Raw genomic sequence first — 17,876 nt, 5'->3', positions numbered from 1 at the left:
GTATAGCCATTGGCGGGCGGCTACGACAAAGGGAGGCTAGTGTGTATAATGCCCGCCGCAAAAGCGCACGAGGAATTATGCGATGACTGAATATAACGATGAGTACTGGATGCGTCAGGCATTGCAGCTGGCCCTGCGCGCGCAGGAAGAGGGCGAGGTGCCGGTGGGTGCGCTACTGGTGCTGGACAATCAGGTCATCGGCGAGGGCTGGAACCGCCCGATCGGCCGACACGATCCAACCGCGCACGCCGAGATCATGGCGCTGCGCCAGGGCGGCGCGGTGCTGCAAAACTACCGCTTGTTGAACGCCACGCTGTACGTCACGCTGGAGCCCTGCGTGATGTGCGCCGGTGCGATGGTGCACAGCCGTATCCGCCGGTTGGTGTATGGCGCCGCCGACGAGAAAACCGGCGCTGCCGGTTCGCTGGTGGACATTTTGCGCCATCCGGGCATGAACCATCAGGTGGAGATCGTCTCGGGCGTGCTGGCGGACGAATGCGCCGCCACCCTGAGCAATTTCTTCCGCCTGCGCCGCGAACAGAAAAAAGCGCTCAAGCTGGCGCAGCGGGCGGCGGATAAGCCGGAATAATCAGTAGTTGAGCGCCAGTTCCGGCATCACCGTCGGATAGCCTTTCCCCAACGCTTCCTGCTCGGCGGCCGCTTGCGCCGCCTTTCTCTCTTTTCCTGCAGATAACCTACCAGGCTGACCTGGTAGCGGCGGATGTTCTCTACATAGTTGTAGGCTTCACGCCCGCGCGCATAGCCGTAGGTCAGCTGCGGGTAGTAGCGCTTTTGGCTGAGCATCGGCAGGCGCTGTTTGACGTCGACCCAGCTGTCCGGATTGCCTTTTTGCGTTTTGGTCAGCTTGCGTGCGTCCAGCATATGGCCCCAGCCCATGTTGTAGGCCGCCAGCGAGAACCAGATGCGCTCGTCTTCCGGCACGCTGTCCGGCACCTTGGCCATCAGTCGCTGCAGGTAGAGCGCGCCGCCCTGAATGCTCTCTTCCGGATCGAGGCGGTCGTTGACCCCCAGGCCGTCGGCGGTGGCGCGGGTCAGCATCATCAGGCCACGCACGCCGGTGGGGGAGGTGGCCTGCGGATTCCAGTGCGATTCCTGATAGGCGATGGCCGCCAGCAGCTTCCAGTCGATCTCGTTGGCGTGCTTCTCGAACAGCGGGCGGAAGTTGGGCAGCACCGAGTCGATGGCCGACAGGAAGGTTTTGGTGTCCACATAGTCGAAGCTGCCGACGTGGCCGAGGTATTTCTCCTCCAGCCGCGCCAGGGTGCCGTCGTCCACCATTTGACTGTAGAAATCCAGCATCGCTGCGTACAGGCTGTCGTCGCCGTCACGTTTGAGATACCAGGTGACCGGCTCTTCGTCGGTGACGTCGAACGCCACCGCCAGCTGCGGATGGATGCGCTGCAGCAGCGCGATGGTCACCGAATCGCCGAGGGTGTAGTCCAGCTTGCCGTCGGCAACCCGCTCCAGCAGCTCTTTGGAGGTGAGATCGCTGGAGGACTCCCAGGTGAGATCCGGGTATTTATCCTGCTTGAGCTGTTTTAGCGTGCTGACGTGCGCGGAACCGGAGGCGACCGCCAGCTTGCCTTTGATGTCGGCGAAGCTTTTCGGCCGCGGGGTGCCCAGTCGGTACACCAGCTGTTGGGAAACAGAGTAGTAGGCCGGGCCAGTGCGTGCGCGGCTGAGGCGTTCCTGGTTGTAGATAAGGCCCGCCGCCAGCAGGTCGGCGTCGTCGTCGTCCAGATCGTCGAACAGGTCATTGATATTCTGATGGGGGATCACCACCAGCTTCACCCCGAGGTAGTTGGCGAAGCGCTTGGCCAGTTCGTAGTCGAGCCCACCCGGCCCTTGCTTGGTGTTGAAATAGGTCAGCGGTGAATTCAGCGTGCTGATACGCAACTCGCCGCGGGAGATGATCTCCTGGAGTTGCCCGCCCTGGCCGCTGCGCCAGGTAATATTGGGCCACAGCGCGAGAGCCAGAAGCAGGGTGACAACGCCGATGAGGATGTAGTTTATTTTAAGACGTTTCAAATAGTTATCCAGTGGTGGCACAGGTACACCGGCGACGACAACCGCGACTTTTCTCATGGTTAAATCACCAGTGCGGGGGGCATTTTGCGCAACAAAACGCCAGTGTGCAACTTTATTGACACGTTATGACAATTCGTCGGTGCGGCACGCTTTTATCAATAATCCCTACGCAAACGGTTTCGTCGGCGGCGAGGATTCTCTATAATGACGCGCGTTTTCCCCTGTTGCGCCCAATGAAGCGTCTTATCCGTCGCTTCGAAGACGAGAGAACTTTGATTATGGAAATTCTGCGTGGTTCGCCCGCTTTATCGGCTTTTCGCATTACCAAACTGCTGTCCCGCTGCCAGGACGCTCACCTGCCCGTCAGTGATATCTACGCCGAGTACGTCCACTTTGCCGATGTTAGTGCACCGCTAAGTGCCGAAGAACACGCCAAGCTTCAGCGTCTGCTCAAGTACGGTCCTTCTCTCGCCGAACACGCTCCCGAAGGCCGGTTGCTGCTGGTTACGCCGCGTCCGGGCACCATTTCTCCCTGGTCTTCCAAAGCCACCGATATTGCCCACAACTGCGGTTTGCAACAGGTGCTGCGGTTGGAGCGCGGCCTGGCGTTCTATGTCAAGGCGCCCGAGCTGACGGAAACCCAGTGGCGCCAGCTCGCCGCGCTGCTGCACGATCGCATGATGGAAACCGTCTTCAGCGAGCTGCAACAGGCCGAACAGCTGTTCGCGCACCATCAGCCGGCGCCGTATCAGTCGGTCGATGTGCTGGGCGCAGGGCGCACCGCGCTGGAGCAGGCCAACGTCCGGCTCGGCCTGGCGCTGGCGCAGGACGAGATCGACTACCTGCTGAATGCCTTTACCGGTTTGGGGCGCAACCCGACGGATATCGAACTCTATATGTTCGCGCAGGCCAACTCCGAGCACTGCCGCCACAAGATTTTCAACGCCGACTGGATCATCGACGGCGAACAGCAGCCTAAATCGCTGTTCAAAATGATCAAGAACACCTATGAGCAGACGCCGGACTACGTGCTGTCGGCGTATAAAGACAACGCCGCCGTGATGGAAGGCTCGCAGGTCGGTCGCTTCTTCGCCGCGCCGGAGAACGGCACGTACGATTACCATCAGGAAGACGCGCACATCCTGATGAAGGTAGAAACCCACAACCACCCGACGGCGATCTCACCGTGGCCGGGCGCCGCGACCGGCTCCGGCGGCGAGATCCGCGACGAGGGCGCCACCGGCCGCGGCGCCAAGCCGAAGGCCGGCCTGGTGGGCTTCTCGGTGTCCAACCTGCGCATTCCCGGCTTTGAACAGCCGTGGGAGCAGGATTTCGGCAAGCCGGAACGCATCGTCACCGCGCTGGATATCATGACCGAAGGCCCGCTGGGCGGCGCGGCATTCAACAACGAATTCGGTCGTCCGGCGCTGCTGGGCTACTTCCGTACCTATGAAGAGCGCGTCAACAGCCATAACGGCGTTGAGCTGCGCGGCTATCACAAACCGATCATGCTGGCGGGCGGTATCGGCAACATCCGCGCCGATCACGTGCAGAAAGGGGAAATCACCGTCGGCGCCAAGCTGGTGGTGCTGGGCGGCCCGGCGATGAATATCGGCCTGGGCGGCGGCGCAGCCTCGTCGATGGCGTCAGGCCAGTCCGATGCCGATCTGGACTTCGCTTCGGTGCAGCGCGACAACCCAGAAATGGAGCGCCGCTGTCAGGAAGTGATTGACCGCTGCTGGCAGCTGGGCGACCAGAACCCGATCCTGTTTATCCATGACGTCGGTGCCGGCGGCCTGTCCAACGCCATGCCGGAGCTGGTGAGCGACGGCGGCCGCGGTGGCCGCTTCGAGCTGCGCGATATCCTCAACGACGAGCCGGGCATGAGTCCGCTGGAAGTGTGGTGCAACGAATCGCAGGAACGTTACGTGATGGCGATTGCCCCGGCGCAGATGGCACAGTTCGACGAGATTTGCCGCCGCGAGCGCGCACCTTATGCGGTGATCGGCGAAGCGACCGAAGAACAGCACCTGACGCTGAACGACCGCCACTTCGACAACCAGCCGATCGACATGCCGCTGGACGTGCTGCTCGGCAAGACGCCGAAAATGACCCGCGACGTTACCCGCCTGCAGGCGCATCGCGAGGCGGTGCAGCGTGAGAACATCACGCTGGCCGACGCGGTGAAACGCGTGCTGCATTTGCCGGCCGTTGCGGAGAAAACCTTCCTGATCACCATCGGCGACCGCACCGTTACCGGCATGGTGGCGCGTGACCAGATGGTCGGCCCGTGGCAGATCCCGGTGGCCGACTGTGCGGTCACCACCGCCAGCCTGGACAGCTATTACGGCGAAGCGATGTCGCTCGGCGAACGCGCGCCGGTGGCGCTGCTGGACTTCGCCGCCTCCGGCCGCCTGGCGGTCGGGGAAGCGCTGACCAACCTGGCCGCCACGGAAATCGGCAGTCTGAAGCGCGTGAAGCTGTCCGCCAACTGGATGGCCGCCGCCGGCCACCCGGGTGAAGACGCCGGCCTGTACGAAGCGGTGAAAGCGGTGGGCGAAGAGCTGTGCCCGGCGCTGGGCATCACCATTCCGGTGGGTAAAGACTCCATGTCGATGAAAACCCGCTGGCAGGAAGGCAATGAACAGCGTGAAATGACCTCGCCGCTGTCGCTTGTCATCACCGCCTTCGCTCGCGTGGAAGACGTGCGCCACACCGTGACGCCACAATTGCGCACCGATAAGGGCGACAGCGCGCTGCTGTTGATCGACCTGGGCAACGGCCATAACGCGCTGGGCGCCACCGCGCTGGCGCAGGTTTACCGCCAACTGGGCGACAAACCTGCCGACGTGCGCAACGTTGCGCAGCTGGCGGGCTTCTTCAACGCCATGCAGCAGCTGGTGGCCGATCGCGCGCTGCTGGCTTACCACGATCGCGCCGACGGCGGCCTGCTGGTGACGCTGGCGGAGATGGCCTTCGCCGGTCACTGCGGCGTAGAGGTTAACCTCGATGGCCTCGGCGACGATGCGCTGGCGGTGCTGTTCAACGAAGAGCTGGGCGCGGTGATCCAGGTGAGCGCCGAACGCCTCGACGACGTGAAGCGGGCGTTCGCGCAGCACGGTCTGACCGACAACGTGCATCACATCGGCAGCGTGCAGGCCGGCGATCGTTTCGTCATCACCCAGCACGGCAAGGCGCTGTACAGCGAAAGCCGCAATACGCTGCGCACCTGGTGGGCGGAAACCACCTGGCAGATGCAGCGCCTGCGCGATAACCCGGCGTGCGCCGATCAGGAACATCAGGCCAAGCAGGATGAACAAGATCCTGGCCTGAACGTGAAACTGACCTTCGCACCCGAGGAAGACATCGCCGCGCCGTACATCGCCAAGGGCGCTCGCCCGAAAGTGGCGGTGCTGCGCGAGCAGGGGGTGAACTCCCACGTTGAAATGGCGGCGGCGTTCCACCGCGCCGGCTTTGACGCGGTGGACGTGCACATGAGCGATCTGCTGGCAGGGCGCCGCGATCTGCAGGACTTCCACACGCTGGTGGCCTGCGGCGGCTTCTCTTACGGCGACGTACTGGGTGCTGGCGAAGGCTGGGCGAAGTCTATCCTGTTCAACGAGCGGGTGCGTGACGAGTTTGAGGCGTTCTTCCACCGTCCGCAGACGCTGGCGCTGGGCGTATGCAACGGCTGCCAGATGATGTCCAACCTGCGTGAGCTGATCCCGGGCGCCGAACACTGGCCGCGCTTCGTGCGCAACCTGTCGGATCGCTTCGAGGCGCGCTTCAGCCTGGTGGAAGTGGCGGCCAGCCCGTCGCTATTCATGCAGGGCATGACCGGTTCGCGCATGCCGATCGCCGTTTCCCACGGTGAAGGGCACGTCGAAGTGCGCGATGCGGCGCATCTGGCGGCGCTGGAAAGCCAAGGCCTGGTGGCGCTGCGTTTCGTCAACAACGCCGGTCAGGTGACGGAAGCTTACCCGGCTAACCCGAACGGTTCGCCGAACGGCATTACCGCCGTGACCAGCGCCAACGGACGTGCCACGGTGATGATGCCGCACCCGGAACGCGTGTTCCGCACGGTGAGCAACTCCTGGCACCCGGAAGAGTGGGGCGAGGACAGCCCGTGGATGCGCATGTTCCGCAACGCCCGTAAGCAGCTGGGCTAAAAACGGCCACCACCGTACAGAGGGCGCAAGCAATTGCGCCCTTTTTTATGGCCGGCGTTCGCCGAATGGCGGCAGTGTCTGCATTTTGCGACAGGCGCCATTTTTCCTGTCGCTAAATGGAGACATTTAACTGTTTGATTTTATTGATGGTAAGCGGGTTTGGCTTTAGTTGTCTGCATTTGGCGACAGCGCGGCGTTTTTTTCATCACTCATCGGGGCGTGATGCGCAAAGAAATTTGCTGATATAATTTTATTTTTTAATAAAATCATGTGATTATAATTTTAATTGCAAAGTTGGCACGCAACGTGCATTATTCTCGTCAGTTGCTCATTCAACTTTTTATGACGGCGCCGTCATTAGACGGCAAATCGCCTCATAAGCCTCCGAATGATGCCAAAGAAATGGTGCCTATCGTCCAACTAAACCGATAACAGACCGTGCAAGCGGCTTTATCAAGCATCGGGCGACACGTGGAGTGAGGCACCGCCTGTATCCAACTGTGATGAAGGGTTCATCAATCCTGGATACTTACGTATGCTATTCGTCCTGTTCGATGCCAGCCGCTGCGCTACATCACCCTGGGGACGAGGTTCAAGGGCATCCACACTTTCCTTGCGTTGGGGCAAGTTTCTTGCCCCGATGTCAATTCTCAACGCTGCGCTTATCCCTGTTTCGTTGCCTATGCCCTCGAACGCAGACGCTCTCCCCACACTCTCGTTTTCGCACCGGTTGATATTACCGGGGCCGCATGTCGTCGGCAGGCCAGGCCTATGGGCGCGGTTCACCAATCCCGCGGCTTTTTCCTTGTGCGTTCAGGATTCTCCCTTGCCGGGCTTTTTTCTTTCCGGCGAGTCAGTTAGCATCGTGACAGAGCTGAGAGAATGAGATGATTTCGTTGAAAAAATGGCGTTTATTTCCCCGTTCGCTGCGGCAATTGGTGCTGCTGGCCTTTCTGTTGGTGCTGCTGCCGCTGTTGGTGCTGGCCTATCAAGCCTACCAGAGCCTGGATCACCTCAGCGCGCAGGCGGCGGACATCAACCGCACCACGCTGGTGGACGCGCGGCGCAGTGAGGCGATGACCAGCGTGGCGCTGGAGATGGAGCGCAGCTATCGTCAGTACTGCGTGCTGGTCGATCCTACGCTGCAGAAGCTGTACCAGAACCAGCGCAAGCAATATTCGCAGATGCTGGACGCCCACGCGCCGATTCTGCCGGACGAGCGCTACTACCAAACGCTGCGTCAGTTGTTGACCCAGCTGGCGGCGATCAAATGCCATAACAGCGGGCCGGACCAAGAGGCTTCGGCCTTGCTCGAATCGTTCTCCCGTTCCAACGCCGAAATGGTGCAGGCCACGCGCGCGGTGGTGTTCTCGCGCGGCCAGCAGCTGCAGCAGGCCATCGCAGAACGCGGCCAGTTCTTCGGCTGGCAGGCGCTGCTGCTGTTCCTGGTCAGCGTGCTGCTGGTGGTGCTGTTTACCCGCATGATCATCGGGCCGGTCAAGGCCGTGGAACGGATGATCAACCGCCTGGGGGAAGGGCGCGCGTTGGGCAGCACTGCATCGTTCAAAGGGCCGCGCGAGCTGCGTTCGCTGGCGCAGCGCATCATCTGGCTGAGCGAGCGGCTGGCGTGGCTGGAATCGCAGCGCCACGAATTCTTGCGCCATATCTCGCACGAGTTGAAAACGCCGCTGGCCAGCATGCGCGAAGGCACCGAGCTGCTGGCCGACGAGGTGGCGGGGCCGCTGACTTCCGATCAGAAAGAGGTGGTGACGATCCTCGACAACAGCAGTCGCCACCTGCAGCAGCTGATTGAACAGCTGCTGGATTACAACCGCAAACTGGCCGATGGCCCGGCGGAACACGAGAACGTCGAGCTGCGCGAGATGGTCGATTTGGTGGTCGCCGCGCACAGTTTGCCGGCGCGGGCGAAGATGATTTCCACCGAAATCGTGCTGGAGGCGGAAATCTGCTGGGCAGAGCCTACGCTATTAATGCGCGTGCTGGATAATCTCTACTCCAATGCGGTGCACTACGGCAAGGAATCCGGTAACATTTGGATCCGCAGCCGTCAGGTTGGACAACGGGTGCAAATCGACGTCGCCAATACCGGCACGCCGATCCCCGAGGCTGAAAGAGCCATGATTTTCGAGCCTTTTTTCCAGGGTAGTCACCAGCGAAAAGGGGCGGTAAAAGGAAGCGGACTGGGGTTGAGCATCGCTCAGGACTGTATCCGTCGCATGCGCGGTGAGCTGCAACTGGCGACGGTCGCCGGTGCAGACGTCTGCTTCCGCATTGAACTGCCGTTAACCGCCGAGAATGAATAAATAATGTACACATGGTCTAAGCGCCTTCGTCTTTCACAGACCGAACGTTCACCGCGTGCCACGCACAGAGCGCCGCTCGGCAAACGCCCGATCAGCTGGTTGGGCGCAGTCTTCTTTATGCCGCTGTTGCTGGCGGGCTGCGTCGATCGCGCCGTCAGCGGCGGCCTGAACTCTCAGCAGCAAGAGGCGATCCCGGATACCAAGGTGATCGATTACCGCACCGCGGCTTGCGATACCCTGTGGCAGTTGGACGACAAGGATGCGCTGGATAATGCGCTCTACTGGCTGCGCGCGATGGACTGCGCCGATCGCATCGGGTCGACCCAGGCGCGCGCGCTGGCGAAAACGGTGCCTGGTGACAGCTGGTCCGGCGTTTTCAAACAGAGCATCCTGCTGGGTAGCGCACAGCCGACCTCCGGCGAACGCCGCCAGATGATCGACAGGATCAACAGCTATCGGATGGAGTTCCCCGGCTCGCTGCGTCCACTGACGCAGCTGTGGCGCCAGCAGCAGATGCTGCAGATCACGCTGTTCGATGAGAAAGCGCGCTATCAGCATCTGCAGGAGAGCAGCGACAGCCAGATCGATTCGCTGCGCCAGAGCCAGGCGCGTTTGCAATCGCAGCTGCAGGACACCTCGCGCAAGCTGGAAAACCTGACCGACATTGAGCGCCAGCTCTCTTCGCGCAAGCAGCTGCAAGGGGAAATCCCGGACAACGGCGCGGGCTCCCAAAAGGGCGAAGCCGCCGGTAAAAACGGCGCGGCCGCCAAAGGGGCTGAGCCGCAGGACGAGCCGGAAAAGGGCACCGCGCTGCCGGTTGAACCGGAAGACACCTATACGCCGCCCCCTGCCAATAAGGAGTCCCACGCGCAATGACCGCACGCAAACCGGCCAACCTGTTATTGGTTGACGACGATCCCAGCCTGCTGAAGCTGCTGGGCATGCGCCTGACCAGTGAAGGTTTTCACGTCACCACCGCCGAAAGTGGCCAGGAAGCGCTGCGCCTGCTGGCGCGCGAACAGATCGATCTGGTGATCAGCGATCTGCGTATGGACGAGATGGACGGCATGGCGCTGTTCGCCGAGATCCAAAAACATCAGCCGGGCATGCCGGTGATCATTCTCACCGCGCACGGTTCGATTCCCGATGCGGTGGCCGCCACCCAGCAAGGGGTGTTCAGCTTCCTCACCAAACCGGTGGATCGCGATGCGCTGTACAAGGCCATCGACGAGGCGCTTGCGCTGTCGGCCACCCCGGCCGGCGACGAGGCCTGGCGGGAAGACATCGTCACCCGCAGCCCGCTGATGCTGCGCCTGCTGGAGCAGGTGAAAATGGTGGCGCAGTCCGACGTCAGCGTATTGATCAACGGCCAGAGCGGCACCGGCAAAGAGGTGGTGGCGCAGGCGATCCACGCCGCCAGCCCGCGCGCCGGCAAGGCGTTCATCGCCATCAACTGCGGCGCGCTGCCGGAGCAGCTGCTGGAGTCCGAACTGTTCGGCCACGCCAAGGGCGCCTTTACCGGCGCGGTCAGCAGCCGCGAAGGGCTGTTCCAGGCGGCGGCGGGCGGCACGCTGTTCCTCGACGAAATCGGCGATATGCCGCTGTCGCTGCAGGTGAAGCTGCTGCGCGTGCTGCAGGAGCGCAAGGTGCGGCCGCTGGGCAGCAACCGCGATCTGGACATCGACGTGCGCATCATCTCCGCCACCCACCGCGATCTGCAAAAGGCGATGGCGAAGAACGAGTTCCGCGAGGATCTCTACTACCGCCTCAACGTGGTGAACCTGAAGATCCCGGCGCTCAACGAGCGCGCCGAAGACATTCCGCTGCTGGCCAACCACCTGTTGCGCGAGGCGGCTCAGCGGCACAAGCCGTTCGTGCGCAGCTTCTCGACCGACGCCATGAAGCGGCTGATGACCGCCAGCTGGCCGGGCAACGTGCGTCAGCTGGTCAACGTCATCGAGCAGTGCGTGGCGCTGACCTCGGCGCCGGTGATCAGCGAAGCCCTGGTGGAGCAAGCGCTGGAAGGAGAAAACACCGCGCTGCCGACCTTTGCCGAAGCGCGCAACCAGTTTGAGTTGCACTACCTGCGCAAGCTGCTGCAGATCACCAAGGGCAACGTGACCCAGGCCGCACGCATGGCGGGCCGCAACCGCACCGAGTTTTACAAATTGCTGTCGCGTCACGAGCTGGACGCCAACGATTTCAAAGAATGACAGATTCCCGCCGGTGCCTGCCACGCAGGTTCTCAACAAATCCGGCGGAATGATTTACACTCCGTTCTCTTTGCCGCGGCGCGCCCCGGCGTAGAGCACCATGGAACGTATTAAGCGGGATCGTACACAAATGAGCAGATCACTTTCCATCGCCCTGGCCCAGCTGAACCTGCTGGTCGGCGACATTGAAGGCAACACCGAACGCATGTTGCAAATCGTGCAGGAGCAGCAGAAGGCGGGAGCCGATCTGGTCATGTTCAGCGAACTGGCGCTGTCCGGCTACCCGCCGGAAGACCTGCTGTATCGCAATGATTTCTACCAGCGCTGCGACGCGCAGCTGCTGCGCCTGCAGCAGGCCTCCGCCGAGACGGCGATCCTGGTCGGCCACCCGTGGCGCGAAGGCGACAAGCTGTATAACGCGCTGTCGCTGTTTGCCGAAGGCCGCCTGCTGACCCGCTACTTCAAGCAGCAGCTGCCGAACTACGGCGTGTTTGATGAGAAGCGCTATTTCCATGCCGGCAACGACACCTGCGTGGTGGAGCTGAAAGGCTACCGTCTGGGGCTGCTGATTTGCGAAGATCTGTGGTTCCCTGAGCCGATCGACGCCGCCAAGGCGGCCGGCGCGGAGATTATCCTGTCGATCAATGCCTCGCCGTATAACCGCGAAAAACCATATATCCGTAAAACGCTGATGGCCGGCCACTGCCAGCGCACCCAGCTGCCGCTGGTGTACCTCAACCAGGTCGGCGGCCAGGATGAGCTGATCTTCGACGGCTGCTCCAAGGTATTCGACGCCGCCGGCACCATGACCCACCGTCTGGCGGCCTTCGACGAGCAGGTGACTCGTCTGGAATTCAACGAGCTGGCCGTGGTGCCGATGGCCGATCCGGCCGCTGAACTGCCGCAGCTGGCGCAGGTGTATCAGGCGCTGGTGCTGGCGGTGCGCGACTACGTGACCAAAAACGGCTTTAAAGGCGCGGTGCTGGGGCTGTCCGGCGGCATCGACTCGGCGCTGACGCTGGCGATCGCCGTGGATGCGTTGGGTAAAGACAAGGTGCAGGCGCTGATGATGCCGTTCCGCTATACCGCGGATATCAGCATCGCCGACGCCAAGGAAGAGGCGGAAATCCTTGGCGTGGAGTTCGATATCGTCTCCATCGAACCGATGTTCGACGCCTTTATGGGCCAGCTGTCGCCGATGTTCGCCGGCACCGAGCGTGACACCACCGAAGAAAACCTGCAGGCGCGTTGCCGCGGGGTGGTGCTGATGGCGCTGTCCAACAAACGCCGTAGCATCGTGCTGACCACCGGTAACAAGAGCGAAATGGCGGTGGGTTACGCCACGCTGTACGGCGATATGGCCGGCGGTTTCGACGTGTTGAAAGACGTGCCGAAAACGCTGGTGTTCAAGCTGTCCGAATACCGTAATACCGTCTCCTACGTGATCCCGCAGCGGGTGATCGATCGTCCGCCGTCCGCCGAGCTGGCGCCGGATCAGGTCGATCAGGACAGCCTGCCGCCGTACGATATCCTGGATGCGATCCTGGAAGGCTACGTTGAGCGTGACAAGTCGGTCGCCGATCTGGTGGCCGAAGGGTTCGACGAAGCGATCGTGCGCAAGGTGATCCGCCTGGTGGACATCAACGAATACAAGCGGCGTCAGGCCGCCGTCGGGCCGCGCATCACCGCCCGTAACTTCGGCAAAGACCGCCGCTACCCCATCACATCCGGTTTTGGCCGCAAAAATTGGTAAAAGGAAAGAAGATGAAAAAGATCGACGCGATTATCAAGCCGTTCAAACTGGATGACGTCCGCGAAGCACTGGCCGAAGTGGGCATCACCGGCATGACGGTCACCGAAGTGAAAGGTTTCGGCCGCCAGAAGGGCCACACCGAGCTATACCGCGGTGCCGAGTACATGGTCGACTTTTTGCCTAAGGTGAAGATCGAGATCGTGGTTGCCGACGACATCGTTGACACCTGCGTGGAAACCATCATGCAGACCGCGCAGACCGGCAAGATCGGCGACGGCAAGATCTTCGTCTTCGACGTGGCGCGCGTGGTGCGCATCCGTACCGGCGAGCAGGACGAAGAAGCGATCTGATCCTCTGCCATCAAGGGCGCAGCGTGCTGCGCCCTTGTCATTTCTGTCCTCCGCGCATCATGCTTCTTCGCCTCGCCGTTTCCCCCTTTTTGCCTGTCAGCATTCTAAAAAAGCGAACGCTATCGCGTTTTTGATACTTTTCCCGATCGCTTCGTGGCCGGCGTCTACACTCAACGCAATGTTTTTGCTTGAGGAATCCCCCCCATGATGACGTTACGCCAAATCCGCCACTTCATCGCCGTGGCGGAAACCGGGTCGATCTCCGCCGGCGCCCAGGCGGTGTTTGTCTCCCAGTCTTCGCTGACGCTCGCTATCCAGCAGCTGGAAACCGAGATCGGCGTGCGGCTGTTCGATCGCCACGCCAAGGGCATGACGCTGACCCATCAGGGGCACCAGTTTTTGCGCCAGTCGTATCTGATCCTGGCGACGGTGGACAACGCCAAGCGCAGCCTGCAGATCGGCACCGAAAGCCTGACCGGCAAGCTGACCATCGGCGTCACCAGCCTGGTGGCCGGCTACTTCCTGGTGGAACTGCTCACGCGCTTTAAATCGGCCTATCCCAACGTCACCGTGCAGGTGGTAGAAGACGAACGCCCGTACATCGAGCATCTGCTGGTCAGCGGCGAGATCGACATCGGCGTACTGATCTTGTCGAACATCGAGGACCGCGACGCGCTGCAGACCGAGGTGCTGATGCACTCGCCGTACCGCCTGTGGCTGCCGCCGCTGCACCCGCTGCTGGAGCACGAGAGCATCAGCCTGGCGGACGTGGCCAAACAGCCGCTGATCCAGCTCAACGCCGATGAAATGGACGTGCACGCGCGGCGCATCTGGGCGCGCGCCGGGCTGAAGCCGGAGATCGCCATGAAGACCGCCTCGACCGAGGCGGTGCGCAGTCTGGTGGCGGCGGGGATGGGGGTCTCCATCCAGCCGGACATGGCGTACCGCGCCTGGTCGCTGGAGGGCAACATGATCGAGGCGCGGAAGCTGGACGATCTGCTGGAGCCGCTGGATATCGGGTTGGCATGGCGGCGCGGCAGCGCGCGGCCGGAGCTGGTGACGCCGTTCCTCACCATCGCGCGCGAGAACGGCAGCAAACACGCCGCCGGGCTTAAGCATTCGATTTAATCGAACGCGTCGTTCAGTATTTAGAATTTGTTGCCCGCCAGAGGCTCGCTTAGGCTGATTAAAACTAACTTATTCACATTTGGTTAACGTTTTTGTCACTTAGGGGCGTCAGGCGATGGCGGATGTGCAGGTTCTCTCAGGTTTGTCCTGTCAGCAGTTCATTAACGGTCAGCTTATCGACGGCGAAGGCCAGCAGGAATGCATCGTCAATCCGGCCAACGGCGAGACGCTGATCGCCCTGACCGAAGCCTCTTCGGCGCAGGTCGGCAGTGCGGTGAAAGCCGCGCAGCAGGCGTTCAGCCACTGGTCGCGCACCACGCCGGCCCAGCGCGCCACGCTGTTGCTGCGCATCGCCGACGCCATCGAGCGGCAGGCGCCGCAGCTGGCGCAGCTGGAAGCCCTCAACTGCGGCAAACCGCTGCATCAGGCGCTCAATGACGATCTGCCGGCGGCGGTCGACGTGTTTCGCTTCTTCGCCGGCGCGGTGCGCACGCAGCAAGGGCAGCTGGCCGGCGAGTATGTGCCCGGCCACACCTCGATGATCCGCCGCGATCCGATCGGCGTGGTGGCCTCGATCGCCCCCTGGAACTATCCGCTGATGATGGCGGCGTGGAAAATCGCGCCGGCGCTGGCGGCGGGCAATACCGTGGTGTTTAAACCGTCCGAACATACGCCGCTGACCATTCTGGCGCTGGTGCCGGCGCTGCAGGAGATCCTGCCGCCGGGCGTGCTGAATATCGTCTACGGCGGCGGGGAAGGGGTCGGCAGCCAGCTGGTGGGGCACCCGCAGGTGCGGCTGGTGTCGGTCACCGGCGATATCGTTACCGGGCAAAAAATTCTTCAGGCGGCGGCCAAAAGCGTCAAGCGCACCCATCTGGAGCTGGGGGGCAAGGCGCCGGTGATCGTCTGCGACGACGCCGATCTCGACGAGGTGGTCAACGGCATTCGCACCTACGGCTATTACAACGCCGGCCAGGACTGCACCGCCGCCTGCCGCATCTACGCGCAGGCGGGCATCTATCCCAAACTGGTGGACGCGCTGGGCGAGGCGGTCGCCAGCCTGCGCTTCGCCCGCAAGCGCGATCAGGACAACGAGATCGGCCCGTTGATAAGTAGCCGCCAGCGCGATCGCGTCGCCAGCTTCGTCGAGCGGGCGCTCAGCCAACCGCATATCGAATTGATCACCGGCGCCGCGGCCCACTCCGGGCCGGGGTTCTACTACCAGCCGACCCTGCTGGCGGGCTGCCTGCAAAGCGACGAAATCGTGCAGCGCGAGGTGTTTGGCCCGGTGGTCAGCGTCACGCGCTTCGAGCATCTGGCGCAGGCGGTCGAGTGGGCCAACGACTCGGAATACGGGCTGGCTTCGTCGGTGTGGACGCAAAATATCGATCGGGCGCTGCACATTGCCGCCCATCTGCAGTACGGCAGCACCTGGATCAACACCCATTTCACCTTGGCGAGCGAGATGCCGCACGGCGGCCTGAAACGCTCCGGCTACGGCAAGGATCTGTCCAGCGATTCGCTGCAGGATTACAGCGTTGTCAGGCACGTAATGGCGAAGTTCAAAGCCAGCTTCTAGCGGTTCTATAAAGCAAAATCGGGCGGCAGCCGTTCCCTGCCGCACACAGATACGCAACACAGGGGTAATTACGATGAGAAAAACTACCGCAGTCACCACCACCGTCTCCGCGCTCTGTCTCACCGTGCTGTGCGGCTTGGCCCAGGCGGCCGATCTGCCGCAGTCGCTGGGCAAAGGCGAAGGCCGGCTGGATATCATCGCCTGGCCCGGCTACATCGAACGCGGCCAGTCCGACAAAAACTACGACTGGGTCACCCAGTTTGAAAAGCAAACCGGCTGCGCGGTGAACGTGAAGACCGCCGCCACCTCCGATGAAATGGTCAGCCTGATGGCCAAGGGCGGCTACGATCTGGTGACCGCCTCCGGCGACGCCTCGCTGCGCCTGATCTTCGGCAAGCGGGTGCAACCGATCAACACCGCGCTGATCCCGAACTGGAAGAACATCGATCCGCGCCTGCTGAACGGCGCCTGGTATACCGTGGACGGCAAAACCTACGGCACGCCGTACCAGTGGGGGCCAAACCTGCTGATGTACAACACCAAAACCTTCCCGACGCCGCCGGACAGCTGGGCGGTGATCTTCCAGCAGCAGAACCTGCCGGACGGCAAGAGCAACCAGGGCCGAGTGCAGGCTTACGACGGCCCGATCTACATCGCCGACGCGGCGCTGTTCCTGAAGGCCACCCAGCCGCAGCTCGGCATCAGCGATCCTTATCAGCTCAACGAAGAGCAGTATCAGGCGGCGCTGAAGCTGCTGCGCAGCCAGCACGCGCTGATCCACCGCTACTGGCACGATACCTCGGTGCAGATGAGCGACTTTAAAAACGAAGGCGTGGTGGCTTCCAGCGCCTGGCCGTATCAGGCCAACGCCCTGAAGGGCGAGGGGCAGCCGATCGCCACCGTGTTCCCGAAAGAGGGCGTGACCGGCTGGGCGGATACCACCATGTTGCACAGCGACGCCAAACACCCGAGCTGCGCCTACCAGTGGATGAACTGGTCGCTGGAGCCGAAGGTGCAGGGCGACGTGGCGGCCTGGTTCGGGTCGGTGCCGGCTTCGCCGGCGGGCTGCAAGGCCAGCGCGCTGCTGGGTGAGAAGGGCTGCGAAACCAACGGCTTCAACCAGTTCGACAAAATCGCCTTCTGGAAAACGCCGCAGGCGCAGGGCGGCAAGTTCGTGCCGTACAGCCGTTGGACCCAGGACTACATCGCCATCATGGGCGGCCGCTAAGCCGCGGGGCGCAGCCCGCTGCGCCCGAATCACATCCGTATGGAGCACAGAAAATGACCATTGCCGTGCAATTCATCGATGTTTCGCGGACTTTCGGCGATGTTCGCGCCGTGGATCGGGTATCCATCGATATTCAGGACGGGGAATTCTTCTCCATGCTCGGGCCGTCCGGCTCGGGCAAAACCACCTGCCTGCGCCTGATCGCCGGCTTTGAACAGCTGACTTCCGGCTCGATTCGCATCCACGGCCAGGAAGCCGCCAACCTACCGCCGTACCAGCGCGACGTGAACACCGTGTTTCAGGATTACGCGCTGTTTCCGCACATGTCGGTGCTGGAAAACGTCGCCTACGGTCTGATGGTGAAGGGCGTCGCCAAACGCGAGCGGCTGGCACGGGCGCAAGAGGCGCTGGAGAGCGTGGCGCTCGGTTTCGTTGCCGAACGCAAACCGGCGCACTTGTCGGGCGGCCAGCGTCAGCGCGTGGCGTTGGCGCGCGCGCTGGTCAATCGGCCGCGGGTGCTGCTGCTGGACGAGCCGCTCGGCGCGCTGGATCTCAAGCTGCGCGAGCAGATGCAGGGCGAGCTGAAGAAGCTGCAGCGCCAGCTGGGCATCACCTTTATCTTCGTCACCCACGATCAAAGCGAAGCGCTGTCGATGTCCGATCGGGTGGCGGTGTTCAATAACGGCCGCATCGAACAGGTGGATACGCCGCGTGAGCTTTACATGCGGCCGAAGACGCCGTTCGTCGCCGAGTTCGTCGGCACCTCCAACGTGGTACGTAGCGAGCTGGCGCAGCGCCTGCTCGGCGAAAGTCGAACCTTCTCGATCCGGCCGGAACATATCCGCCTGCTGGAGCAAGGCGGCGCGGCGCAGGACGAGATTCAGGTGCAGGGCACGCTGCAGGAAATCCATTACCAGGGCGCGGCCACACGCTATGAAATCGCGCTGAACGGCGGCGAAAAGCTGCTGGTCAGCCAGGCCAATCCGCAGTGGATCGCCGAAGGGCAACAGCGGCAGATCGGCCAGCCGATCGTCGCCTGCTGGCCGCGCGCGGCGATGGTGCCGCTGCTGGAGGAGAGGTGAG

Annotated in this window: 11 protein-coding genes and 1 pseudogene; 11 read left to right on the top strand and 1 reads right to left on the bottom strand. The window is 62.3% G+C overall.

The window, feature by feature from the left end; genetic code table 11:
* Positions 1-82: 82 nt before the first annotated feature.
* Entirely contained in the window at positions 83-589 is a 507-nt protein-coding gene (gene tadA / locus ACSJLU_RS18920) for a tRNA adenosine(34) deaminase TadA (RefSeq protein ID WP_033644114.1), read from the top strand.
* On the opposite strand, the pseudogene mltF reads toward tadA, so the two are convergent.
* A pseudogene (mltF, locus tag ACSJLU_RS18915) lies at positions 590-2,049 on the bottom strand (membrane-bound lytic murein transglycosylase MltF).
* 275 nt (positions 2,050-2,324) lie between these two features.
* Here mltF and purL point away from each other — a divergent pair.
* From purL to ACSJLU_RS18865, 10 genes are all read left to right on the top strand, one after another.
* Positions 2,325-6,218 carry a phosphoribosylformylglycinamidine synthase gene (purL, locus tag ACSJLU_RS18910; protein ID WP_380826240.1) on the top strand — a complete coding sequence of 1,298 codons (3,894 nt, stop codon included), beginning with the start codon at positions 2,325-2,327 and terminating at the stop codon, positions 6,216-6,218.
* A gap of 887 nt (positions 6,219-7,105) precedes the next feature.
* Positions 7,106-8,542, top strand: coding sequence for a sensor histidine kinase (locus ACSJLU_RS18905; protein ID WP_025303933.1), 1,437 nt, complete (start codon positions 7,106-7,108; stop codon positions 8,540-8,542).
* Between the two features lie 3 nt (positions 8,543-8,545).
* Complete coding sequence (qseG, locus tag ACSJLU_RS18900) at positions 8,546-9,418, top strand: two-component system QseEF-associated lipoprotein QseG (RefSeq protein WP_050505132.1); 873 nt, start codon at positions 8,546-8,548, stop codon at positions 9,416-9,418.
* Positions 9,415-10,755, top strand: coding sequence for a two-component system response regulator GlrR (gene glrR, locus ACSJLU_RS18895; RefSeq protein WP_025303931.1), 1,341 nt, complete (start codon positions 9,415-9,417; stop codon positions 10,753-10,755). Before qseG ends, glrR begins: the two co-directional genes overlap by 4 nt.
* Before the next feature lie 130 nt (positions 10,756-10,885).
* Positions 10,886-12,508, top strand: coding sequence for an NAD+ synthase (locus tag ACSJLU_RS18890; protein WP_025303930.1), 1,623 nt, complete (start codon positions 10,886-10,888; stop codon positions 12,506-12,508).
* An 11-nt stretch (positions 12,509-12,519) separates the two neighbouring features.
* Positions 12,520-12,858: a nitrogen regulatory protein P-II gene (gene glnB, locus ACSJLU_RS18885; RefSeq protein WP_004847623.1), complete on the top strand. Its 339-nt coding sequence runs from the start codon at positions 12,520-12,522 to the stop codon at positions 12,856-12,858.
* A gap of 204 nt (positions 12,859-13,062) precedes the next feature.
* Positions 13,063-13,986, top strand: a complete 924-nt coding sequence (locus ACSJLU_RS18880; RefSeq protein WP_015378793.1) for a LysR substrate-binding domain-containing protein — start codon at positions 13,063-13,065, stop codon at positions 13,984-13,986.
* Between the two features lie 115 nt (positions 13,987-14,101).
* Positions 14,102-15,565: a gamma-aminobutyraldehyde dehydrogenase gene (locus ACSJLU_RS18875; protein WP_043138131.1), complete on the top strand. Its 1,464-nt coding sequence runs from the start codon at positions 14,102-14,104 to the stop codon at positions 15,563-15,565.
* Positions 15,566-15,638: 73 nt separating this feature from the next.
* On the top strand, positions 15,639-16,793 hold the full coding sequence (gene ydcS, locus ACSJLU_RS18870) for a putative ABC transporter substrate-binding protein YdcS (RefSeq protein ID WP_025303928.1): 1,155 nt from the start codon (positions 15,639-15,641) through the stop codon (positions 16,791-16,793).
* A gap of 53 nt (positions 16,794-16,846) precedes the next feature.
* Positions 16,847-17,875 carry an ABC transporter ATP-binding protein gene (locus ACSJLU_RS18865; RefSeq protein ID WP_015378790.1) on the top strand — a complete coding sequence of 343 codons (1,029 nt, stop codon included), beginning with the start codon at positions 16,847-16,849 and terminating at the stop codon, positions 17,873-17,875.
* The last annotated feature ends 1 nt before the right edge of the window (position 17,876 follow it).

This window comes from Serratia bockelmannii (assembly GCF_051803255.1).
Classification (GTDB): domain Bacteria; phylum Pseudomonadota; class Gammaproteobacteria; order Enterobacterales; family Enterobacteriaceae; genus Serratia; species Serratia bockelmannii.
Note: the sequence above shows the minus strand (reverse complement) of the source record. Positions and strands in the feature narration are given on the sequence as shown.